17 protein-coding genes are annotated in these 24657 nt (G+C 38.9%); 11 read left to right on the top strand and 6 right to left on the bottom strand.

Annotated elements, in window-relative coordinates; translation table 11 throughout:
• Positions 1-214: 214 nt before the first annotated feature.
• Positions 215-2098, top strand: a complete 1884-nt coding sequence (locus tag QUE09_RS16520) for a methyl-accepting chemotaxis protein (protein ID WP_286233974.1) — start codon at positions 215-217, stop codon at positions 2096-2098.
• Between the two features lie 11 nt (positions 2099-2109).
• Here QUE09_RS16520 and QUE09_RS16515 read toward each other — a convergent pair whose 3' ends face one another.
• The gene (locus QUE09_RS16515; RefSeq protein ID WP_286233973.1) at positions 2110-5385 is read right to left on the bottom strand and encodes an ATP-binding protein; all 3276 of its coding nucleotides are present in this window, start codon (positions 5383-5385) and stop codon (positions 2110-2112) included.
• A 237-nt stretch (positions 5386-5622) separates the two neighbouring features.
• Here QUE09_RS16515 and QUE09_RS16510 point away from each other — a divergent pair, with 237 nt between their 5' ends.
• Complete coding sequence (locus QUE09_RS16510; RefSeq protein WP_286233972.1) at positions 5623-6063, top strand: META domain-containing protein; 441 nt, start codon at positions 5623-5625, stop codon at positions 6061-6063.
• Between the two features lie 114 nt (positions 6064-6177).
• Here the strand turns inward: QUE09_RS16510 and pyrE are convergent, their stop codons facing one another.
• The gene (gene pyrE / locus QUE09_RS16505; protein WP_286233971.1) at positions 6178-6819 is read right to left on the bottom strand and encodes an orotate phosphoribosyltransferase; all 642 of its coding nucleotides are present in this window, start codon (positions 6817-6819) and stop codon (positions 6178-6180) included.
• 11 nt (positions 6820-6830) lie between these two features.
• Positions 6831-7544, bottom strand: a complete 714-nt coding sequence (rph, locus tag QUE09_RS16500) for a ribonuclease PH (protein WP_286233970.1) — start codon at positions 7542-7544, stop codon at positions 6831-6833.
• A 217-nt stretch (positions 7545-7761) separates the two neighbouring features.
• Between rph and QUE09_RS16495 the strand changes: the two genes are divergently transcribed.
• The 4 genes from QUE09_RS16495 (at position 7762) to QUE09_RS16480 (ending at position 12053) form a co-directional block, all read left to right on the top strand.
• Positions 7762-8283 carry a thioredoxin family protein gene (locus QUE09_RS16495; protein ID WP_286233969.1) on the top strand — a complete coding sequence of 174 codons (522 nt, stop codon included), beginning with the start codon at positions 7762-7764 and terminating at the stop codon, positions 8281-8283.
• Positions 8280-8978: a gluconate 2-dehydrogenase subunit 3 family protein gene (locus tag QUE09_RS16490; RefSeq protein ID WP_286233968.1), complete on the top strand. Its 699-nt coding sequence runs from the start codon at positions 8280-8282 to the stop codon at positions 8976-8978. The genes QUE09_RS16495 and QUE09_RS16490 overlap by 4 nt, the downstream gene beginning before the upstream one ends.
• Positions 8975-10684, top strand: a complete 1710-nt coding sequence (locus QUE09_RS16485; RefSeq protein WP_286233967.1) for a GMC family oxidoreductase — start codon at positions 8975-8977, stop codon at positions 10682-10684. The genes QUE09_RS16490 and QUE09_RS16485 overlap by 4 nt, the downstream gene beginning before the upstream one ends.
• Positions 10685-10850: 166 nt before the next feature.
• Positions 10851-12053: an anhydro-N-acetylmuramic acid kinase gene (locus QUE09_RS16480; protein WP_286233966.1), complete on the top strand. Its 1203-nt coding sequence runs from the start codon at positions 10851-10853 to the stop codon at positions 12051-12053.
• 130 nt (positions 12054-12183) lie between these two features.
• Here QUE09_RS16480 and QUE09_RS16475 read toward each other — a convergent pair whose 3' ends face one another.
• Positions 12184-13041, bottom strand: coding sequence for a D-amino acid aminotransferase (locus QUE09_RS16475; RefSeq protein ID WP_286233965.1), 858 nt, complete (start codon positions 13039-13041; stop codon positions 12184-12186).
• A 649-nt stretch (positions 13042-13690) separates the two neighbouring features.
• Here QUE09_RS16475 and QUE09_RS16470 point away from each other — a divergent pair.
• From QUE09_RS16470 to QUE09_RS16455, 4 genes are all read left to right on the top strand, one after another.
• Positions 13691-15433, top strand: coding sequence for a lysozyme family protein (locus tag QUE09_RS16470; protein WP_286233964.1), 1743 nt, complete (start codon positions 13691-13693; stop codon positions 15431-15433).
• Complete coding sequence (locus QUE09_RS16465) at positions 15426-16226, top strand: hypothetical protein (RefSeq protein ID WP_286233963.1); 801 nt, start codon at positions 15426-15428, stop codon at positions 16224-16226. The genes QUE09_RS16470 and QUE09_RS16465 overlap by 8 nt, the downstream gene beginning before the upstream one ends.
• 6 nt (positions 16227-16232) lie before the next feature.
• Positions 16233-17801, top strand: coding sequence for a glycoside hydrolase family 10-like protein (locus QUE09_RS16460; RefSeq protein ID WP_286233962.1), 1569 nt, complete (start codon positions 16233-16235; stop codon positions 17799-17801).
• Between the two features lie 84 nt (positions 17802-17885).
• Entirely contained in the window at positions 17886-19076 is a 1191-nt protein-coding gene (locus tag QUE09_RS16455; protein ID WP_286233961.1) for an acyltransferase family protein, read from the top strand.
• A gap of 210 nt (positions 19077-19286) precedes the next feature.
• Here the strand turns inward: QUE09_RS16455 and QUE09_RS16450 are convergent, their stop codons facing one another.
• Together QUE09_RS16450 and QUE09_RS16445 are read right to left on the bottom strand one after the other, a co-directional pair.
• Positions 19287-20147 carry a MurR/RpiR family transcriptional regulator gene (locus tag QUE09_RS16450; protein ID WP_286233960.1) on the bottom strand — a complete coding sequence of 287 codons (861 nt, stop codon included), beginning with the start codon at positions 20145-20147 and terminating at the stop codon, positions 19287-19289.
• A gap of 105 nt (positions 20148-20252) precedes the next feature.
• A complete protein-coding gene (locus tag QUE09_RS16445) occupies positions 20253-22970 on the bottom strand; it encodes a TonB-dependent receptor (RefSeq protein WP_286233959.1) in 2718 nt (905 codons plus the stop codon).
• A 519-nt stretch (positions 22971-23489) separates the two neighbouring features.
• Between QUE09_RS16445 and QUE09_RS16440 the strand changes: the two genes are divergently transcribed.
• The gene (locus QUE09_RS16440; RefSeq protein ID WP_286233958.1) at positions 23490-24653 is read left to right on the top strand and encodes a DUF819 family protein; all 1164 of its coding nucleotides are present in this window, start codon (positions 23490-23492) and stop codon (positions 24651-24653) included.
• The last annotated feature ends 4 nt before the right edge of the window (positions 24654-24657 follow it).

Below are 24657 nucleotides of genomic sequence, written 5' to 3'. Positions count from 1 at the left end.
TTTGTTGTTTCGCTAGTAAGACTCGGAATAAGAAAAGAAAATTTACTGGGCAGTTATTTATAATTATGAGTGGATTAATTTGTTTACAAATTTTAGGTTTAGCCATCTATATCAACAACCTATGTGTTGTCAAATGAAAAAAATCACATTGGACATTTGTTTAGCCAATGGTAAGGTAGAGTAGTGCTTAATAATAATAACAAGAGAGTTATTCGTGTTTCCTTTGAAATTCGCCCATAAAATTATTGCTGTTACCGTACTTTTATTAATTTTAGCGTTAGCAGTGTCTACTTCAATAAATTATTTTTCGATCAAACAGGATACTGAAGACAATTTAAATCGAGCAATCGATGAAATTGGCCATTCTGTTTCAAGTAATATTTCTAATTGGTTAAATGGTAAGTTGCGTATTGTCGAATCAATTGCGCAAACAACGCCTGCAAATCCTGAAAAAGCATTAGTGTTATCAGCGGTACAGCAAGCAGCTAAATCCGGTGAGTTCAAGAGTGCTTATGTTGGTGTTGAGAGTACCGGAGAATTTATATTAGATGATCAAACGCTAGCATTACCTGCTGGTTATGATGCAAGAAAACGTCCTTGGTATACACAAACAAAACAATCGAGAAGCCCATCTTTTACTGAACCTTATATGGATGTAACCATAGATAAGCTTGTAATTTCGCCTGTCGCACCTGTTGAGGTTAATGGCACTTTTATTGGTGTTGCCGGCGGTGATATTTTATTGGATGATATTTCAGACATTCTCAATGCGATTGATTTCTTGGATATAGGCTACGCCTATTTAGTTACCGCTAAAGGCAAAATTTTAAGTCATCCTCAGGCAAGTTTTGTTGAGAAGGACATTGCTGAACTTTTAGGCTCAAAACCAAGTTTTGATATCGCACTGAATGAAATTAACGATGAAAAGATAGTGTCATTTATTCCCATTAAAGGCATTAACTCAGTTAATTGGTATGTTGGTGTTGTGCTTGATAAAGAAAAAGCCTATCAACCGCTTATTGATGCCCGCAATAGTGCTATTGTTGTAGCATTGGTAAGCCTATTTGCAACCGTCCTATTATTGCATTTTCTCTTTAATCACTTAATGAAGCCGATATATCGCTTAAACGATGCCATTAAAGATATTTCAGAAGGGGATGGTGATTTAACACAGCGATTGTCAGTAGACAGTAGTGATGAAATTGGTGAATTATCTGCCAACTTTAATAATTTTATTGCCACCGTCCATGAGTCAATGAAGCAAGTCCAAGCGTCGGCGAGCACGTTAGAAGAACATATTGACCAAGTAAGAAAAAGTGCACACTTTGGTATAGATATGGCGCAACAGCAATTAAGTCGTGGTACTAATGTTTCTAGCGCAATTACAGAGCTAAATAGCTCAGCAGACGAAATATCTGTGAATGCAGGCAATGCATCAGAACTGGCAACAGCCATGCGTCAACAATCTCAACAAGGTATGGAAGCACTTAATGAAAATATCCGTTCCATTGAGGCGCTTTCAAGTACGATGGAAAGCTCGAGTAGCGACGTTGAAAAACTGCGTGTAGAAGCGCAGAACATTGCCAGCATTCTCGATGTTATTATGGGAGTAAGCTCGCAAACTAATTTACTGGCATTAAATGCCGCTATTGAAGCTGCGCGTGCTGGTGAAGCAGGTAGAGGTTTTGCCGTTGTGGCTGATGAGGTTAGACAGCTAGCTCAAAGAACTCAAGAAGCAGCAACGGAAATAGAAAACATGATTGAAATGTTGCAACAAGGTACCGTTTCTGTTGTAAGTTCTATGGAACAAAGTCAACAAAACAGTAGTGCAAGTGTTGAAAAGGCAAACCTTGCTGACGAAAGAATGCAAGCCATTGTCAATTCTCTTCAAAATGTAGATAACGAGAACCATGCTGTCGCTGAAGCAACTAAGCAGCAAAGCGATGTTATTAAATCTATTGATGAGGACATTTTGCAGCTCATGGACCTGAATCAACAGGGTGTTGAGAACTTATCGCAAACACATCAAGCGTGCGATAGTTTGCAGGCTGAATTTAGCAGCCTGACACAATTGGTTGGTAAATTTAAAGTTAAATAGTCGTATTGTCTTTAAGAAGGTTGAATTGTGGCTTGCCACAATTCAACCTCAACAAACAATAAATCAAGTTGACTACAAAGCGTTAATAAGGTGTCTTGAATCTCATCAACAGGACTACTTTTTATGTGTAGTTGGCCGTCAACTAATGATTGGCTAACGCTATCATGTTGTAAGTAGGCAATCTGGCTAGCGATATATTTTAAATGATGGAGCAGTGCTTTCTTATCCTTGGCATCAAATGTTGCTAATAACTGGTTTTTCTCTTGTTGCCAACAACGAGTGAAGTGCTGGCTAGCACTTAATGCTTGATAAGCATCCTGTTGAAAAGCGTTCATTAGTATATCTGGGTTAAATAATGCTCGATGATTATTGTTTTGAGACTTAATTGCTTGAAAATATCGCTGCTTTTTTTGAAGTGCGCGATATGCATGGTTCATTTTATTGGTGATTTCTTCTTGCGGGCAAGGTTTAGCCATATAGTCATCAAAGCCAGCGTTTAAACACTTTTCAGCGGCACCACTTAGTGCATCTGCTGTAACGGCGATTAACCAAACAGGCGTTGTTGCTTGCTGGTTAATTTCTTTGACTAGTTCAAAACCATCCATATTCGGCATATGACAATCTGATATGATAATGTCGTATGGATTATCAAGATGTTTTTCTAATGCTTGTTGGCCATCGTAGGCGATATCCGCTTCAACACCAAGACGCGCCAGTTGGGCACTCAATACCTTTACGTTGACTAGGTTGTCTTCTGCAATTAGCACTCGCAAAGTATTAAACCTGCCATCTGATGGCGCATTCAATCTACGGTTATTTTTACGTCTATCTTCTGTTTTACGCTCAAACTCTGCTTGTTTAAGTACTAAGGTAAAAAAGAACTCACTCCCTTCTCCTGGTACAGATTTTACTTGAATGTCTCCGTCCATTGACGTGACAATTTCTTTACAAATACTTAAGCCTAGCCCTGTACCACCAAATTTACGGGTTATATCAGTATCGGCCTGTGTAAACGGAGAAAACAAAAATTGCTGATTTTGTTCTGATATACCAATGCCGGTATCTTTAACGGATATACGTAAGGTATCATAAATATCTAACTTGTCTGCATAGTGATCGATATGCTCGATGGTAACGCTAATACTACCTTTTTCCGTAAACTTAATGGCGTTACTGATCAAGTTGTTTAACACTTGATTTAGCCGTGTTGGGTCGGTGTAATAACTGTGGGTGATTTTTTCATCAACCTTGAGCTTTAGTGATAAGTTTCGCTCTATCTCGATATGTTGGAAGCTTTTTAGCAGATTCTTCGTTAATAAATGCAAGTTAACAGGCACTGACTCAAGGGTAAGCTTTCCAGCATCCATTTTTGAAAAATCGAGTACATCGTTTAACAACGCAAGTAAATGTCTTGCAGAGCCTTCTAATGTGTCGAGCAGTTCATTTTGCTCCTTGTTAAGATGACTAAACGATAATGCTTCTGCCATGCCTAAAACACCATTCATAGGGGTGCGGATCTCATGACTCATGCGGGCGAGAAAATTAATTTTTGCTTGCGCTGAACGTTCTGCTTCTGAACGAGCGGCTTCAGCTATTGCGAGGGCATGCTCAATTTTCTTTTGTGCAATTTTACGTACTTGAAGTTGTCGGTAATAAACCCAAAATATAATGAGTGCAATTAATAAAATCGCGAAAAAAACGTAACTGGCCTGACGGTACGCGTCTGCAACCTTGCCTTGAACATCAGCGTTTGGAAAGGCTGAACGACTCCATTTATTATAAAGGGCATCTAATTCATCAGCAGATATGTTGTTTAATGCTTTGTTGAGTAAGGTTATCAAGGTTTCAAATGCTGGTGTTGTTGCAAAAGCGAGTTTGGCATTAGGATGAAAATCATGTAATGGAATTGACGTAAGATTTGCTAAACCATGTTGCTTTACTGTCGCTGCAGCGAGCAAGGAGCGACCAATAAACAGACTCGCTTCACCTCTAGCAACCGCAGCAATTGCAGCGTCTATGGTGTCATATTGAATAAAGGTTGCTTGTGGAAACTGTTTTTGTATTGCTTCTGATACTGCAAAGACTCTAACCACAGCAATCGTATGATTATTAGCATCGGATAGTTGTGTAAACTCCGAAATATTAGGGTTATAAATGCCACTATAATGTGCATCTAAAAAGTGTTGGCTGAAAATATAACGGTCTGAAAGTTTTGAATTCACCTCAAAAAATGGAAAGAGTTGTGTGTCATTGTTGTCAACGCTATTTACCACCTCACTATAAGTATCATACCTGACTGGTCTAAAGGAGATCCCTAATCGAGTAGAAATCATATTGAGTAGATCAACAGAATAACCGCGATCAGTAATATTGGTATGGTTACGTGTAATAATGAAAGGTGAAAGCCCTGTTTTAGGCACAGGCACTTTAATTACATTGTGATCAATGACAAACTGCTTTTCTGCTTCAGAAAGCTCTGCAATGTAATGCCCAAGCATCAACGAAAAATTACTATATTCAAAACTTAAATATTTCTCTTCCCATAAATGCGCTTGCGCGTGACTGACTTGTCGCATACTTTCGTTGATTATATACATTAATTCACGATCGGATTTTCGTGTTGAGAAATGTAAGGTCATTTCTGGCACTTCATTTTGATTGACGTAAAATGACTCTTGAATTTGATTATCTTTCAAGGCCTGTTGCAATAGCCAAGGGTGAATAGAATAGAGTACGTCGAAATCATTATAATCGTTGATCAGCGCGTCAACGCTATCAAAATAGGTACGTTTGACATGTTTAGGTAAGTAATCAAGCGCAGCATGGTTTGGATCGTGAATAGCGATATGTACTTTACGACCTTGCTTTTTATATTGGTTACGAAAAACACGTTGCTTAAAAGTAGCGTAAGGAATGCTGTAAAGAAATTCGGGCAGCTTAGGGGCGAGAATATTGATGGCAATAACATCGACTTCATTATTTTTCAGTTTTTTTACGGCTTCTTTACCATCAAGCATTAAAAAACGCACTTCTTGCTGATGATCTAGTGCCCAAATTTGCCAATACTCTTTAAGAAAAGAAATGAGTGCCTGCATACGTTCTTGCGCGGCGTAGTCAATACTTTCTTGTGCTGGTAATGCAATGCGAATGATCTGTTTTTCGTGGCTATTTTCTGGTGATGTTTGCGCTGTTGATTGTTGTGCTTGTGCTGAAAATATTAACAATATTAAGGTCAAAAAAAGGTTGATACGAATATTTCTCGAATATATATCCTTAATTTTGTTCACGCGGATCCTTAAAAAATATAACTAAATGATAAGTCTTGGAAAGAGTATGTTCATTAACCATATTGGATAAGCCAAATTCTAGCAAATAAAATTTTCCCTCCAGTTTTGCCGTTTGATGCATTTATAGCCATCGACGTTTAGACATTAGTCGTAAATTATAGCAATTACAGCGAATTTACCATGACTGTTGCAATTAAAGGGCTACAATACCGTTATGTATATTGAGTGAGAGATATTATGGCAACTTTTCGTATTTCAGCTGTCTTGTTTTGTTGTGTTTTATTTTTATTTTCTTGTCAACAAGACAGTAAAACAGCCAAGTTAAGTTTATCAGTAGACAGCTTAGAAAACGTTAGGTGGCAACTGCATTCTGCACAAGCCTTTACTATTCCAACCAAGGGGGAGCTCGTACCCTATATTGAATTTATAGCGCCAGATAAAGTATCAGGCTTTACTGGCTGTAATCGTTTTCAAAGTAATGTGAATATAGATAACTCAACAATACATTTTACACCGTTGGCCATGAGCAAACGTTATTGTATGGAAACGGCAGAAGTGGAGTCCGCATTTGTTAAGGCGCTAACAACTGTCGAACAGGGGCATATAACCGATAATACGTTAACGTTGTTAAATGAAAATGGCGATATGGTGTTATCGTTTAAAGGTAAACTACGGTAAAGGGTTGCGTAATCAATTATCGTAAAAGCCAGCACATGAAGCTGGCTTTTTTAATTGTCAATCTTAAACCACCTTATAAGTAGGTGGATTATTTGCTAGGCGATTAACTTACGGTTAAATACCGTATTGTGTTCGATATGCTTTAATTGCTGCCAAGCTCGTTTGTTGATCAGCTTGCTCTTCAAGGTACTGAATAAGATCACCGAGTGTAACGATTGAAACAACTTTTGTCGCAAAGTCACGTTCTACCTCTTGAATGGCGGATAACTCACCTTTACCTTTCTCTTGTCTATCTAAAGCAATTAACACGCCTGATAGCTCCGCTCCATTGGCTTTAATGATTTCCATAGATTCGCGAATAGCTGTGCCAGCAGTGATAACATCATCAACCAGCATTATCTTACCTTCCAATGGAGAGCCAACTAAGTTACCGCCCTCACCGTGGGTTTTTGCTTCTTTACGATTAAAACAATAAGGGACATCCTGATCGTGATGATCGGCCAGTGCAACCGCGGTAGTGGTGGCAATTGGAATACCTTTATAGGCGGGGCCAAACAGAACGTCGTAAGCGATATTTGCATCGACGAGTGCCGCGGCATAAAAACGGCCTAAACGTGCTAGGTCTCGACCCGTATTAAACAAGCCAGCATTAAAAAAATAAGGGCTAGTACGGCCAGACTTTAAGGTAAATTCACCAAAGCGTAACACTTTTTTTTCTAAGGCAAATTCAATAAATTCGCGTTGGTAAGCTTTCATTACAAGGCTCCTTAACTTAAAGCTGCTTTTTGTGCGTCAAATAACTCACTTGTTGCATGTTTAGCTAAGGTCATCATTTGTTGCATTTCTTCAAAAGAAAATGGCTCTTCTTCTGCAGTACCTTGCACTTCAATAAGCTTACCAGTATCAGTCATAACAACGTTCATATCAGTTTCAGCTGCAGAATCTTCAGGATAGTCAAGGTCTGCTACAGGTTCGCCTTTATAAATACCTACTGAAATAGCGGCAATCATATGTTTCAACGGGTTGGTACTGATGATTTCTTTAGCGCGCATGTAATTTAATGCATCAACTAGTGCTACACAAGCACCGGTAATTGAGGCAGTACGCGTACCACCATCGGCTTGAATTACATCACAATCAACCGTGATTGTATTTTCACCTAGGGCTTGTAGGTCAACTGCAGCACGTAATGAACGGGCAATTAAACGTGATATTTCTAACGTTCTACCACTTTGTTTACCACTTGCAGCCTCACGGCGCATGCGAGTATGTGTAGAGCGCGGTAACATGCCATATTCAGCAGTAACCCAACCTTTACCTTGGCCTTTAAGGAAACGAGGAACACCTTCATCAACAGAAGCGGTACAAATTACTTTCGTATCGCCAAACTCAATTAAAATTGAGCCTTCAGCGTGAGCAGTAAACTGGCGTGTAATCGTGACCGGTCGAATTTGGCCGAGAGTTCTTCCACTAGGGCGCATAGGTTATTTCCTGTTTGATCAAATGACGGCGCAATTATAAGCGTTACAAATGTATTTTGACACCGCTATTAGGGTAATTTTGCTAAATTTAGTCTTAAAATTGAAGTCATCGCGATATTGTTTTGCGAAAGCAAAGTTATCAAGCTAGCATCAGAGATGAAAGAAAGATAATCAAGAGAAGGTCTTAGTTGTTATTCCCGTTAACGTACAGGTCATTATGAAAACATTAATGTTCGCTATCGCTTTGATGACGGTATCGTCGTCACTTGCTATAGCCTTTGCTAAGAGCTTGAATAATTTACCCGCCTATAGTCAAGGCTATGATGAGGCAAGAAATCCGTTTGATGATGCAAGAGCTGCGATAAAGTTAGCCACTGACACTGAACGAAATATTCTGATTGAAATAGGCGGAAATTGGTGTGTATGGTGTCAGAAAATGGATGTGTTTTTAATTAAAAACCCTGATGTTTATCGTGCCTTGCACCAACAGTTTGTATTATTAAAAATAAATGTTAGTGAACACAACGATAATAACGATTTTCTGAAATCGTTGCCGCCAGTAGTAGGCTATCCTCATATCTTTGTCTCAACAGGTAAAGGTAAAGTTATGTTATCTAAAGATACTGGCGAGTTCATTGATACTAACGGTGAACATTCAAGAGCCGCTTGGTTAACGTTTATTGATAATTGGAACGTGAGCAAAAACATGGAAAACTTGAAAAGGATCACAGCCGAGTGAAGCAAAACTTTGAACAGTGTTACCGTAAAACACCTGCTTGGTTATCCAAGAAATTACATCGACGTAAATTACTGAAATCTGCCGCAGGTGCTAGTGCGGTTGTTGCATCTTTCCCTATCTCAGCAGTCAGTGAAGACTTACTTCATAAGTTTAAACGAGATCTAGTACAACGAGAATGGCAAACCTTAGATGCCGTACAACAACACTTATTGCCGAGTTCGGCGTCAGGGCCAGGTGCAAAAGAAATTAACGCTTGCTTGTATTTATATTTACTTGTCTATGAACAACCGACAGATAAAGAAGAGGTTTCGTTTATTTTTCAAGGCGTAGAATGGCTTAACGGTTATACTGAAAAACGTTTTTCTCGGACATTTGTTGCTTTAAATAACGAGGAAAAGCAGCAAGTGTTAATCGGTATTAGTCGCTCAACTGCGGGCAAGAGTTGGCTTAATATGATGATTCTCAATATCTATGAAGCGATGTTGTCTCCGCCTTCCTATGGGGGTAACCCTGAAGGAATCGGTTGGCAATGGTTGGAACATCAAATGGGTTTTCCTCTGCCAGAAAAAGGAAAGCGCTACTATGAACTGCCTGCTAGAAGTACTGTGGCGAAAACAGCGTCTGTCATTCCGACGAAAGATATTACTGCAGGCGCTAAAAAGCACAAGCCTTATTCTGGAACCGATAAAGCATGAAGTATGACATTTGTATTGTTGGCAGTGGCGCTGGCGCATCGCCGGTTGCCTACACATTAGCTAAGGCTGGCGCTAAGGTTGTTGTATTGGAAAAAGGTCCTTGGTTAACTGAGCAAGAGTTTTACAAAGATGAACTTGCTGCAAATGTGCGAGACAGTTATAACCCTGCACTGATTGATGAGCAGCATGTTATTGAAGAAGGCCACGAAGAAGATGGCGAAATGCACTGGCACAAAGAAGCTACAAGTGAATCAGGTTGGACGTTTTGGAATGGCAATGTCGTTGGTGGGTCTTCAAATTTTATGAGTGGTTATTTTCACCGCTTAAAACCGATGGACTTTACCTTAAAAACAATATTTGGCGAAATTGCAGGTGCCAATATTGTTGACTGGCCAATGAGTTATCAAGAGCTTGAGCCTTTCTATCGTCAGGTGGATAAAACCGTTGGTGTGTCGGGTAAAGTGGTTGAACATCCTTATTTAGAGCCCCATAAAAGTGACTACCCTTACCCTCCATTGACCGATCATCCGGTGGCAAAGTGGATAGATAAAGCGTCTGCATTATTAGGCTATCATGCTTTCCCGATCCCTCGCGCGATATTGTCGCAACCCGCGATGGGGAGACAAAGTTGTGAATACTCCGGCTATTGTAGCCGTTATGGTTGTTCTACTGGTGCCAAAGGAAGTGGTCGAGCTGCATTACTTAATCATGCAGTGGCGACAGGTAATTTAACCATCGTGCCCAATGCTAAAGTTTATTATCTTGAAAATGATGAGCACCATAACGTTAGTGCTGTTCATTACTATGATACTAAGGGAAAGACTAAAAAGATAACTGCAAATACCTATGTGGTTGCGTGTCAGGCAATAGAGACGAGTCGATTACTGTTAAGTTCTAAAAGTAAGCAGTTTCCACAAGGTCTAGCAAACAATAATGGTCAAGTCGGTAAAAACTTAATTTTTAGTGGCGGCGGCGGCGGCCGAGGTGATTTCTATTTTGATGATTTAACCGATGAGCAAGCACGAGAATTAAAAACGGAAGGTCCTTTTATTAATCGAGCAATACAAGATTGGTATCAGATTAATGATGCTGATTTCTCGGGCGTTAATAAGGGCGGTAAAGCGAAAGGGGGCACGTTAGATTTTCTTTTTTATCACAATCCGATAGCGCGAGCGTATGACAATGAATACGATGAAGCGGGTGATCTGATTTGGGGTGAGCAGCTAAAATCAAAGTTATACAGTGAATTTACGTCATATAAAACATTACGATTTGAAGTGTTTACTGACTGGTTGCCGAACGACGATTGTTTTGTTGCCTTGGATGAAGAGGTTACAGACCAGTGGGGAGACCCTGTCGCTAAGGTACGCATAGGTGCTCATCCGCAAGATGTTACCGTAGCAGAATATTTAGTTGAAAAAGGGGCAAAAGTGCTTGAAAAGCTCGGTGCAAAAAACATTACTACATCTGTTAGTAGTGCCCCACCAACGAATTTAATGGCTGGGGGCTGCCGTTTTGGTCACGATCCCAAAACGTCTGTTCTTAATAAATACTGCCGTGCTCATGAGGTGAAAAACCTTTACGTTACCGATGGTTCATTTATGCCAACAGGTGGCAGTGTGCCATACACCTACACGATTTATGCAAATGCATTTAGAGTTGCTGAATATATCAAGCAACAATGGCAGCAGTCGCTAAAGCTATAAGTGACAAAAAATAATGAATATGCCAGATGTTTAAAAATACCATACAATATGTTTTCAACGGCGCGATAATACTACATTAGGTAATATTGCAGTAAACGAAATCTGTGCAATTTAGCCTCTAGCAAGCCCAATAAACAGAAAATAAATAAACCCGATAGGAAGTCATGTGGAAAATGATATAAATACAAATAAAGCGAACCTTTATATTGGCATTATGTCAGGCACTAGTGTTGATGGTATAGATGTGGTGTTGGCAAAAATCGCAAATAATAAATCAGCACTTATTGGCGGATTTTCCTGCGATTTTGATGAAAGTATTAGATCGGAAGTACTGGCACTGTGTCAAAATACGCAGTGCAATTTAGAAGCGCTAGGCCAGCTTGAAGTGAAGCTTGCCAAAAGTTACGCGAAAGCCGTTCAACAGCTTTTAACCAACTACCAAATTGAACGTTCTCAAGTGAGGGCAATTGGTTGCCATGGTCAAACGGTGTTGCATAATCCGTTTGGTGATAATCCTTTTTCAATGCAATTGGTCAATGCTAATGTACTTGCAGCAGAAACAGGCATTACCTGTGTGACCGACTTTAGGGGAATGGATATTGCCTTTAAAGGACAAGGTGCACCGCTAGTACCTATGTTTCACCAAAGCTTATTTGAGTCATCTACTCACTCATCGGAATTTACAGCAAACACTGCTTTACTTAACTTAGGCGGTATCGCCAACTTAACGCTTATTAATCAAGATACCTTGACGGGCTTTGATACGGGGCCAAGTAATATTTTACTTGATAGTTGGATGCAAACTAAGTTTTCACAACCTTATGATGAAGATGGAAAAGTTTCACTTTCAGGCCAAGTAAACAAACCTTTATTGGCGACGCTGTTAGCCGATAACTATTTTTCATTACCGCACCCCAAAAGTACCGGCCGAGAATATTTTAATTTAGCTTGGCTTACTCAAAAACTTGAACAGTATTCACACTCAAGCAACATTTCAGATGCCGATATTATGGCTACTTTAGTTGAACTTACAGCGACAAGTGTTACAAATGAACTAAATAAAGCGCTAAATGTTAAGTCAAACCCAGACTTTCAGCCTTCGGGTAACCTTTTGGTCTTTGGCGGAGGCACAAAAAATACAGCTTTAATGAATGCTATAAGCCGTTTGTTACCTTTATGGCATATAAAAACGACGGATAGTATTGGCATAGAGAGCCAGTATATGGAAGCGCTTGCATTTGCATGGCTCGGTTACCGCTGTATTACTGGTCAAGTGGCAAACGCGCCCAGTGTTACCGGTGCAGAGCAAGCAACTATTTTAGGGCAAATTACGCAAGTAAGTTGCCATCAGTTAGTCTTGGGTGAATAAACGCTAAAATGGCGGCGACCTTTTAATACCATAGCGCTCCATAAAAGGGGCGCTAGTTATCTTCATTCATCCTTATCAGAAATTCAATGCGCGCAGTTTTGCATTGATATTGCGTCGTGATTAACGCGTGTTAGTACTGATATTTATATTGAGAAAATAGTGTTTGGGCTTCTAACCATACATCGCCAACCTTTCCAGAAGCGATAATGTTGTCATCTATTTTGATAACAGGAGCGATTTCTTTCGTCGAACTGGTAAGCCAAACTTCATCTGCATTTAAGACTTCATCGTATGAAATGGCTCTTTCTTCTATCGTGAATTTGCTATGTTCTTTTAACAGCGCCAATACAATATGTCGCGTAACACCAGGTAAAATTTGATTATCTAATGGCGGTGTCATAATAGTATTGTTTTTTACAATAAAGACATTACTCGCACTTGCTTCTGTCAGTTGATTTTGGTCGTTAAATAAAATTGTTTCTTTGTTGCCTTCATTAATACTATGTTGAAAGTGCATAACATTGCCTAATAACGACGTGGATTTAATTTGGCATCTTTTCCATCTTAAATCTTGTTGGCTCGAAACATTATATACTGTTGCATTTTGTTTTTCGGGCACAGGTTGCGCGGGAATGTCAAAAGTAAATGCAAAAACGGTCGGTGTTGTATTTGTTGGATATGCGTGGTTGCGCGTTGGTGAGTCACCACGGGTTACGTGAAGATAAACAGCTAAATTTTCCCCTTCGTTACGTGCAATTAATTCTTGGCATAGTTCAATCCATTTCTCGTTACTTAATGGTGATGAGATACCTAAAGATTCTAAACCATTATAAAGCCGATTTAGGTGAACTTGTAAGCCAATAAACTTACCTTCATAGCTAGGGATTACTTCATAAATACCTTCGCCAAATAAAAAGCCTCGATCCATCGGTGAAATTTTTGCTTCATTGCTGGGGATAAATTGATTGTTTAAATAAACTATATTCATGTTGTTCTCTAAAATAATCGATAAAGCTTACAAGTTCAGTCATTAGATGTTTGTTAGACTAATGCATAAATTCTTGTTCATTTATTCACAAGGGATACACTTCTAAGGCTTGGTTAAACCTTTTTCATTAACTTTCTTACTACAAACAGTACACTTGATTATCTATCGCTAGCGTGTGGTTACTCTTGAACGATAAACTACGATTGATAATAAGAGGTTATTGCTTTATCAACATGTCTTGTGCTAATACATCAGCATGAGTCGTGTAATATCAATGACGTTGTTCGCTGAACTTCGCAATTATACTTAACATAGTTGGTAGAAATACAATACGTCACTATGATAAATATACTATTCTTAATTATCAATACAATAATGATAATATATTCCGTTGTTTTTAGAGTGACTGATGTTAATCAAAATGCATTTATAGTGAGTTTAACATCTCCTTTAATATGCTTAAAACCTCTGAATGCTATGTTTAACACGGTATAGTTAAAGTAAGTTTAAGTGTGTTAATGGATAATATCATCAGTTGCGTCACTTTAATTTTCTAAGTTACAGCGGCTGGAATACTATATTCTTGATATCTTTACTTTTGAGAATAAAAGCGTTATTTTGGTGCTATCTTCAACGTAGGTTTTTTGCTATGAATCAATCCATATTTGTTCTTTTAGCGGTGTTAACGTTGTTCAACGCTCACGCCTTGCCTAATGATACAGAAAATTTCTACTTATGCGCAGGAAAAACAACAGAGAATACCTCTTGGAATTTTGGCACTGCCCCTGCTTACTGTGATATTAACCCTTTTGGTGATCCTAAGTTTGTTGATGACTATCTCGGTCAAATTATTTTTGACAGTGGACGTAACGTCACAGTAGAGCGCCGTCGTTATATGAACGAGCTCAATGCGGTAATTCAAGCTGCTGCTAAATACTATTTATCGGTACGAAAACCAGAAGCCTCTAGTGAAGAAGTTTCAGCGTGGACGTATGCGATAAAGGCTGTTGCTAATCAGGAGACATTTTGGAGTCATTACTTTCGGTCAATACTCGATAGCAAAACTAAAATGATGCGTGGTGATAGTGGCCACGGCCACGGTATGATGCAAATTGATGATCGTTGGCACTTTACGCAAATTAATGAAGGTAAAGGCTGGCAGATATTTGAAAACATGGTTTATGCCATGGAAATCTACTACGCTGAATGGCAGAACGCATCAGAAGCCTCATGCGTGTCGTCAGCCAATAATTGGCGCGAACGAACACGTGCCGCCTATTCTGCATATAACGGTGGCCCCACAAAAATTTGTCGTTGGCTAGACAACCCCGCATGGCAAGATGATGGCTTCTTAGGAAAGTTTGACGCTGAGAATTGGCAACTATACATAACGGATAACGCAATAGTGTCAGAAATAGACGTTGAGTGTTTGATGGAAGGCGTTGAGTTTTGTTTACCAAATTATCAACCGCCAGCGCCAGATAATGATTCTGATGAGCAAATCTGGCGTTATAACTTTTTAACCTTAGCCACTGGTGAAACGTGTTTATTAGCGCAAGGTGAGTATCAATGTGTAGAGCAAGAGCAAGATGCTGTTTGTTTAAGTGCGATGTTTGATCGTATCGCAAGTGCGAGTGCAATAGCGTTAACCGCTCAACAAAGCCAGCGTTACCAAAAGAAGCTTTATGATCGTCATCAATGTACAGCAAAGTTACAACATGGTTTTTCGGTTGGCGATATTATCGTTACGGCTAAGGATATTAATATTCGCCACACTGCAGCAGGTGCCGATACAAATGTTGATAGTGAAACCGGCAGTGCCTATCAGATTTTAGACGTAGTGGTGTCTTTAGCTCCCGTGCAAGAGCGCTATTATAAAATTAAACATAATTCGACGTTCGGTTACGTATTCGCTGGCGATTACGATACCTGGCAAGACTGGGCATATGAAGGTGATGCGAATGCGCTAGACGCTAACAATAAAATCATCGCAATGTCTGGTGATACGGTATATGTAACAGCTGATAATGGCTTGCCATTGCTTTCATCGACTCAAGATGATGCTGATATGCTAGCAACGATTACTAATGAGACCGAACTAACCGTTAACGATGTTACCGTGCAAGGGATTAATAATGATGTGTATTATCATGTTACTGTTAATGAACAATCTGGCGTTGTTCATGTTGGCACTTTGTTATCAGATGCCAACACATTAGCACATGTTTCTTTTACGGCACCAAACGATAGCGGCACCAACCAACCAAATAAACCAAATAATGATCAACCTTCATCGGAAAGTGGTGGCAGTTGGCATGGACTGTTGTTGGTGTTATTAGCCATTGTTATTCGTTGTAGATGGCAGTTGAAGGGGGTAAATAAGTATGCATAAGCAGCTCATTTTAGGTGTTGCATTAGTCTGTGTAGTTTTGGCTATTTACTTTCAAACACTTGAATCAAAGCAAGATACAGAAATAGCCTCAGTTTCAAGTAAAGCAACATCTATTGATAAAAATAATGCGAACACATTAGCTAGCGTTGACCAGAATATTCCCGAAACGCATCAAACGCCTGCCACAATGCAATCCGATGTAATAAAAACGTTTGTTCAACAACGACAGCAATTATTACATCAACTCAAAGACATTGAAGATTGTGAAAACAATGGTTTATGTTCAGTGAACGAACAAGATCCAAAGCAAGTTATGTTTGAGCAAGAAGCCATGTTAGTAAAAACGTTGCAACAATTACAGGCGATGCACCAAACAAAGCAGGTATTTGATACCACCTATGCAGATATTACCGGTAAGTATTTGACTAGCCCTTTAGGGCGAGTGCAAATGCAGGCCATTGATATGTTGGCACAACAACCAAAGAATGAAGCAAATGCAGAGATTCTCATTTCCGCACTTCGCGATAGTTACGATAGTAAAGTGATGACCAAAGCAATGTCAGTACTGGCGGAATATCCAGCGCAGCAACAACAATATGAAAATATGCTTATGCAAACGTTAAAGACAGGAAGCTTTTACGTCTCAAGAACGGTTGCGAAAGAAGTTCGCCATATTCTTAATGGGCAAAATATTGCTAAGTTCGAAGCTTTAGCAGCATCTCTTCCAGAAAAAACGGCAAAAGCGAAATTATTGAAAGCGTCGATAGCAGACTTTAAGCGTAGTCAAGAGTAATCAACTATGGATTTTGTTAAACGGCAAATAAAACAGTTAACATTTTTGTTGGTTAACTACCCTACGCGAAGCTTGATAATCTGCGCGGCTTTGATACTGATGATATGGGTATTATGGTCTAAAAATTATGTCTCTGCGCCAATAGAAGTTCGGCGAGAATTCAGAGCTGCTTGGATTGCTACGGTAGCAAATATCAACTGGCCGAGCGCGCCAGGACTATCTCAAACGCAGCAAAAAGAAGAAGCGATTCGTCTACTAGATGCCTTGCAAGCACATAACTTTAATGCTGTTATTCTACAAATACGCCCACAAGGAGATGCTTTATATCCTAGTGAGCTTGAGCCATGGTCATATTATTTAACAGGAAAACAGGGTTGGGCACCTAACAATTTTTACGATCCATTAGCCTTTTGGATTGAACAAGCACATGCTCGTGGCCTTGAGTTACACGCTTGGCTAAACCCTTATCGCGTCCATCATATTAATGGTGGCGATATTTCAGATCAGTCGTTAGTGAAAAAGCTGGAAGAAGCCGTCATTAAATTAGATAGCGGTTACTATTGGTTAGACCCTAGTGATGCTAATGCGGTTAATCATACCTTAAACGTTGTTGCCGATATTGTTCATCGCTACGATATTGATGGTATTCATATGGATGACTATTTCTATCCATACCCCTCCTATCATAGCGATAAAGAGTTTCCCGATAACGAGAACTATCAGCGATATCTTGCTAATGACGGTCAGTTATCACTTGGTGATTGGCGTCGTCAACACGTGAATGAATTTGTTCACGCCTTGTATCAACAGGTCAAAACGATAAAACCTCGCGTAAAACTTGGCATTAGCCCTTTTGGTATTTGGCGTCCTGGGCAACCTAAGTGGATCACTGGCTTTGATCAGTTTGATAAGTTATATGCAGATGCTCGGCTTTGGCTACAAAAAGGATGGGTTGATTACTTTTCTCCACAGCTTTATTGGAACATCAGTAAAGAAGGCCAAAGCTATCCTATGTTGCTAAATTGGTGGCAGAAACAGAATGATTTACAACGTCATATATGGCCAGGCATTCGTACGCACAATGCAAAAACAGCGAGAATGGTTGATGAAGTACAAAACCAAATTATGATAAACAGGGCGTTACTTGAAGATAATACTGGGCAAATATTCTGGCATATTGGCGGGATTATCGATAATCAGGAGATGACAGAAAGACTGAATAATTTTAGTTTTAAGCAAAATGCGTTAATTCCTGCATCTCGTTGGTTAGATGAAAAACAACCCGACGCCGCCGAAATAGACGTAAACGTTAAGCAGCAGGTAGAGATCGACATACATCATGACTCACCTGATAGTATTGGAAATTATGTGCTTTACAGCCAATATGGTGATAAATGGCAGTATCAAGTGTTGCCACGAACGTCACGTAAAGCAACGCTACCATTATTATCTATCGTTGCGCCTAACAATGATAACGATAATGTTACAACATCGATGTTGCAAAAGGTTGCGGTGTCGGCAGTCAGTAAAACGGGGATTGAAAGCTTAGTTTATATAACCGCGTTAGCGGACTAATGAATAACAGAAAACGCAATATTATCCGTTATATTTTAAAACGCTTGAACACATTCACATAACAAAAATACGTAGGAAAACAGTTTGATTCATTTCTTTTCCCGTCATGCAGACGCTGTGTTAGCTCGTTATGCTCAAAATAGATTAATAGCGCTTGATGTTTTGAGGGGCATCACAATAACGGCAATGGTGTTAGTTAATAACCCGGGAAGCTGGTCAAATATTTATCCGCCTTTAAAACATGCACAATGGCATGGGTTAACACCTACTGATCTTATCTTTCCTTTGTTTGTCTTTATGATGGGAATTTCGATTGGTATTGTCATAAATCGGGCAAAATCAACGCCTTTACAACATTCAAAAATATGGCTGCGTACCTTAAAGCTGTTTGGCTTAGGTTTATGCTTATTTCTCTTTTATATTAACTTTCAAGATCCAGGGTTTAGTTGGCTTGAAGATAGGCTTTATAACATAAGAATTTTCGGAGTGCTTCAACGGCTTGCTATTGTCTTTATTGTGACTTATTACCTTGCTTTTTATACCAGTGCAAAAGTACAGAAAGCGATATTTGTTGCGATATTAATTGCTTATTGGCTACTAAATGCATTGATGCCTTATCAAGATAACGTAGGCAATATATATGTGGGGGAATTAGCATTTGGCAATAGTTTAGTGGCATGGGTTGATGATTTTATCATTGGTAGTCAGCATTTATATTATAAAAGTGCACAACCGTTTGCGTTTGATCCAGAGGGGCTGTTAAGTACTATTCCTGCAATAGCATCTGCGCTTATTGGTGTGATTATTTCAAATACGCTAACTAACAATTTTCTCAAGAACATAGATAAAGCTAAGATCCTTGTTAAGCTTGGAATAATCATGCTGCTAGTCGGTTATGGGTTTAGTCTGATTGTGCCGATTAATAAGCAGCTGTGGACCTCGTCTTTTGTGATAGTTTCTTCAGGATGGGCATGCGCACTCCTTGCTGTTTTGATTTGGATAATTGATATTAAAGGTTATAAAAAGTGGAGTGCACCTTTTATTGTCTTTGGGGTTAATGCCATTGGATTCTTTGTTCTTTCTGGTATATTTGCGCGTATATTGATCATGGTACCTGTTGGTGAAACTAGCCTTAAGACCTTTTTATATGATCGTTATTTTAGCCAACTATTTTCACCTACCTTTGGTTCACTTAGTTTTGCACTAAGCTTTTGCGCTATTTGCTACTTAATCTTTTATAAACTGTATCAAAAACAAGTCATCTTCAAAGTATAGTGCCGACCAAGTAGATAACGCCTCAAATCATAATACTGAGGCGAGCGAGGAGTTTCGTGGCCTGTAATGTTTTACAAGTACTTATGTGTTTACGCAATTGTAGGCTTGCCACCTTATTAGCTTTTTTAATGCCTTGCATCGAGTTGTATGTAAGTTTATTGCTTTTAGGCGTCCACGCTGTAACTTGATTAACGATTTTTTATCATGACGTTATGGTGCACTCAAATAATATGCTTGTTTATTTACGTTATTCGCTACTGTTTCGTTTGACTTCTTGATTTGCATTCTCAGTATTTTTGATTTTTGTGTGATAGCAATAAACAAGGTGTCAATAATTAATGCTTGAGACGTTCTCGCCAATATAGATGATAAGCGCAGGGACGAGGGTTCGGAGACTGTGTATAGGCAAGTTTCTGAGAGTTTACGCAATTTAGATTTGCCGACACCAGTAATGGCTAACACAGCAGCTCCCTGCTTTCTCGCTTGTTGTGCCACCGCAATAACATCTGCTGTTTTGCCTGATTCACTTAAACATATCACTAAGTCGTTTTTATTAAGTGTTGCTGAGCACGCTATTTGGTTGTGGCCACTCCATTCGTACACCGCAGCAAAACCAATTTTTTGAAGCTTAAAGCACAAATCTTTACCTACTAAGCCTGATGCGCCGATACCGCTAATTAAAATTTTTTCTGCATTGAGAATCATGGATACAGCATCGGTTAATTGCGCATTATCATTGAGAAATTGCGTGTTTCTTAGCATTTCTATTTTACTTGCGAGAAGCTTGCTACTGACTTTTTCGAGGTTATCTTGTAGTGATATATCGCCGTGTAAATTGTGCTTTGATGGTTTTAGCTCAATTAAGGCAAGTTTCAAAGCAGGGTACCCTTTATAACCGAGTTTTTGCGCAAATTTTATAATGCTAGACTGACTTACGTTAACAGCTTGAGCTAATGTTTTAGAGGAGTAATTTTTGACTTCGTTGGGGTTGTTTAAAATATGATCAGCTATTCGTTTTTCAATGGCTGTCAGCATACTCGCATGCATTTTTATCTTAATTAGTACTGACATGAGAACTTACTCCTAAATATCAACAAAACGTGTGTTTTAAAAATAAGGCCAATACTGAAGACAGTATTGGCCTTTTTTAACCAACAGTGTGTAAGGGGTTATTGGTTAAAACCTGACGGAAACTCCAGCAAATATGCGTCGACCATAGTTATATTCAGCTAAACGAGCCGTATCACCTGTTTCAGATTTCACATAACTTTCTGCGTTTTCATCTGTTAAGTTGATTACTTGAAGATTCAAAGAAACATTGTCATTAATATGGTAATTCATGTTGGCATCCCACTGTCCATAGTCATCTGTATATCGGTCTATGTTTCTTGCGATGCCTGAATAATAAGCACTACGGAAGGTATAAGATAACCGAATTGAGTAATCTTCAACTTCGTAATAGCCGCTCATATTAAAGGTATCTTTAGAGTTATTAGGTAATACCGCGCCTTCTTCATCCATGTCAGCATCTTGATACGTGTAATTAGCTAACGCGCCAAAACCGTTGCTAAAATCATGCTGTAGGTTGATTTCAAAGCCCTTATTTGTACCACCACTTCCATTAACAGGAGTTCTAAGTTCCATTTCAGTAACTTCATAGGTTGCGCCATCTATGCCGAATTCATTAACTGAGTCATCAACGGGCAATAGTACTTTTGCTAAAACATTCTCTGTATCTACGTATGTTTCGATATTTTTAATGAAATATGCAAACGATAAGATAGAGGAGTCAGTAAAGTAATATTCAGCTGAAATATCGTACTGTGTTGCTTTGGTTGGGTCTAACATTGGATTACCTTGAACACCACCTGCTCGAGAATAAATTTTTCTCTGCGCAAGTAAGTCATAGTCAGGGCGTGATATCACTTTAGCAGCGGCAAAGCGTAAGATAATATCGTCTTCAAGGCTGTATGATAAATTAAGGCTTGGTAACACATCTGTATAATCGCGTTCTACGCTCACAGGAACTGCAGTATCAAATAAAACATCAGGCTTATACCAACCTGCTGGGGTAAGAATATCAACCCCAATACTTGTTTGATCCGTTTTAGCTATACGTATACCTGCGTTACCTTTTAATTTACCAGACTCAAAATTTACCTGAGCATAACCACTGGTAATTTTTTCCTCAAGCGCTAGAGAATAACCTAAATGATTGTACTCTCGTAATGTATCAACTTGATTAAATGCACTGTCTAGTTTTGAAAAGTCATAGTTAAATAAGTGAGGGTGTGTACCACCACCCATAAAGTTTTTCGCTAAACCGTTAGTCATACCACCCATATTGATAGATTGCACACCAAACCCCGGGTAGATACTTTCTAACCACGCAGAGCCACTGTATTCCTCATTATATGAAAGCCAAGGGTATTTAATTTCTAAGAAAATCTGAGAACTTTTAGTGTGGTCAATATACTTAACACCAACGTCGATTGAGGTTACAAAGTCATGATCAAATTGATAGTTCAAGTCGGTTTGGAAGTAGGTCTCTTCTTGTTCATTCTCAAACAGTTTGTCTGCCATGTAGGTACCGAAATAATCTTCCGGCTGAGGATTTGAAAGCAATTCATAAGACGGTCGACTAGCGCCTACATCATAATGAGCATCTGTTTGTGCTTCATAATCTAACGCTTGTATCGCAATATTGCCTTCAGCTTTAGTGATACCTACTTGTACCGCGAGATCAAAATTAGTGCCTTGCCAATCTAGACGTAAATCATGAACTTTGGTTTCATATTCACCCACTTCACGCGATAACGCATAACGGGATTCAAAGTAATCTTGTTTATGCTGATATTTCGGATCTGTGCCTAAATCTAACGGATCTAACACAATAGAGCCTGATGTTAAAATATCGCCAGTAAGCGTGCCTGTTAGGCCTGACTTTGCTGGATCGTTATAACCGATGTAAGCGCCATTTGATGTGCTTTTATTGGTTTTATCGACACCTGAAATCAAATTGTTAAACGTTAAAATAACGCCTTCTGTTAGCTCTAATTGCAACGCAGATGACAATGTAGTCAGCTCTTTATCTGACCTGTAACGAGACGATGTTACATCAAGTGGTGTGTATACGGCTTGTTCATTAATCATATGTGATTTTTCAAAGCCTGAAGAACTATAACCATCACGTTGAGTCGTAGTTTCTTTTACAACGGCACCAATGTTAAAACCAAATTTTTCGTCGTCATTTTTCCACGTGTAGTAACCCGAGTAGGTTGGTGAGTGCTCGCCACTTGTTTCTTGATATGAATCTTTTAATGAAAATACCGCAGTGTTAGATTTTTCTTTCAGTGGTTGGCGAGTTTTTACTATCACCGTGCCACCAACAGAGCCTTCTTGTACTTTTGCTTGTGCAGATTTGTGTACTTCCAAGGTATCAATAATTTCTGTAGGTAATAATGAATAATTAAAACCACGAGATGCTTTTAGAATTGAATGAGAAGCGGTTGCTGAAGCAACATTCTGACCGTTAAGTAGCGTTAAATTTAAATGAGGTGCTGTTCCACGAATACTGACGCGATTACTCTCACCTTCAGATTTCTCAACCTGAACACCCGTAATACGCTGTAAGGCATCTGCAACGGTTTGATCAGGAAACTTACCAATATCTTCAGCAGAAATAGCATCAACAATATTATCTGCAAACCTTTTGATGTTTAAACTTTTTTGTATTGAACCACGAAACCCTTTTACTTCAATAACTTCTGTTTCATCTTTTTTGCGTTCTTTATCACTTGCTTCTTCCGCAAATGAATTGACAGATAAAGTTGCTGTTGCAAGCAAAGCAAATTTGATTGCAAGTGCTGTTTTTTTTAGTGTTAGCGTTTCCATATACCCTCATTCTTTTTTATATATTATCAACTGGATACTAGTGCAATTTTTTATTCCTTTGTATTTATTTTTAAAGAATAAATATTTCCAATAATTAAACCTAGATAAAATATTCTTAAATGTCAAGCCTTACAGAAATAAAATATTCTGCTCGTGTAAAAAGATAAAATGATTAACTTATATCTAGTAGAGGAGGGATGTAAAAGAGATGTTATGTTTATCTAAGCTCCGTGTAATGATATGAGTAAATAATACCCTTTTAAAACAAATTTATAGTACAAACCTAGTTGTTCATTTACAGCCACTAAGCAAATAAAACTGATATTTTTTCTTCCAAGCAGGTTGTCATACTTTCGGTAGTGTTACATGAAACGTATGCCAAGTCGTATATAATTAAATACCTATAAATAAATGAATAATTAATTTTTTATGTTTTTATGTTTTAGAATAAAACTTTACTTTTTAGCAGAGGTGATGGTAATTTAACCGCATTTCTTTTTGTAAATTAATGACTTTATTATGATCACTTCCGCATTTGCTTTTTTTACTGTCTTACTTGCTGTTGCAGGGGGGTTGAAGTGTATTGAATATAAAAGTGACAGCAAGTTATTTAAAACGTTACCCGTAATCGTGATTCTATACTTTGTTATCATCCTGCTATCGACGCTAGGCTTGTGGAGTAAATCTGCGGAAATAACGAGCGCTTATAGTAGTCTAAAAACGAATATCCTACCTGCGATGATCTTTTTAATGCTACTTAAAGCGGACTTAAGACAAATTAAGAAACTTGGCGGGAAAATCGTGTTAGCGTTCTTTAGCGCCTCAGTAAGTATTGGTGTTGCATTTGTCGTTGCTTTTATGATTTTTTTACCGTCTCTAGAGCCTGACTCTTGGAAAACGTTTGCGGCGCTTAGTGGCAGTTGGATGGGAGGGATGGGCAATATGGCGGCTATTCAACTCGCATTAGATGTACCCGACAGCCGAATGGGCTACACGCTTATTATTGATTCAATTGATTACGCCTTATGGGTGATGCTTTTACTGGCATTAGTACCGCACGCCAAGTTATTTGATCGATGGGTAGGAACAAACAGTGAAAAACTCGACACGGTTGCGCAAAGTTTGTCGGAAGAACAAACTACAGAGAGTTCGAGTGAACTTACGACAGCCTTATTAATTTTACTTTCATTGTCGCTGTTGGTTTCGGTAGTTACGCAATCTATTGCGTCGATGTTACCGGCATCAACCTTCTTTAGCGAAACGACGTGGACTGTGTTGATCGTAACCGTACTTGGTGTGCTTGCGGCAATGACGCCAATAAGTAAATTGCAAGGTTCTGAAGCGATTTCAACGATCATGCTTTATATAATTATTGCCCTTATCGCATCTAGAGCAAATTTCTATGAATTAACCGAAGCACCGCTTTATATTTTCATGGGGATGGTCATTTTGTTTATTCACGGCCTATTAATGGTACTGTTTGCAAAGCTATTTAAGTTTGATTTATTCACTTGTGGTATTGCATCACTCGCCAATATTGGTGGCGTAGCATCAGCACCTATACTGGCTGCTGCCTATTCGAGAGCATTAATTCCCGTAGGCGTTTTAATGGCTCTGATTGGTTATATTGTTGGCACTGCTGGCGGGCTTTTGGTGGGAAAGATACTGTCAATGCTCGCGTAACACT

Origin of the sequence: Thalassotalea sediminis (assembly GCF_030295915.1) — a bacterium.
In the GTDB taxonomy this organism is placed as follows: domain Bacteria; phylum Pseudomonadota; class Gammaproteobacteria; order Enterobacterales; family Alteromonadaceae; genus Thalassotalea_C; species Thalassotalea_C sediminis.
The sequence above is the reverse complement of the archived record's forward strand: the minus strand, read 5'-3'. Positions and strand labels throughout refer to the sequence as shown.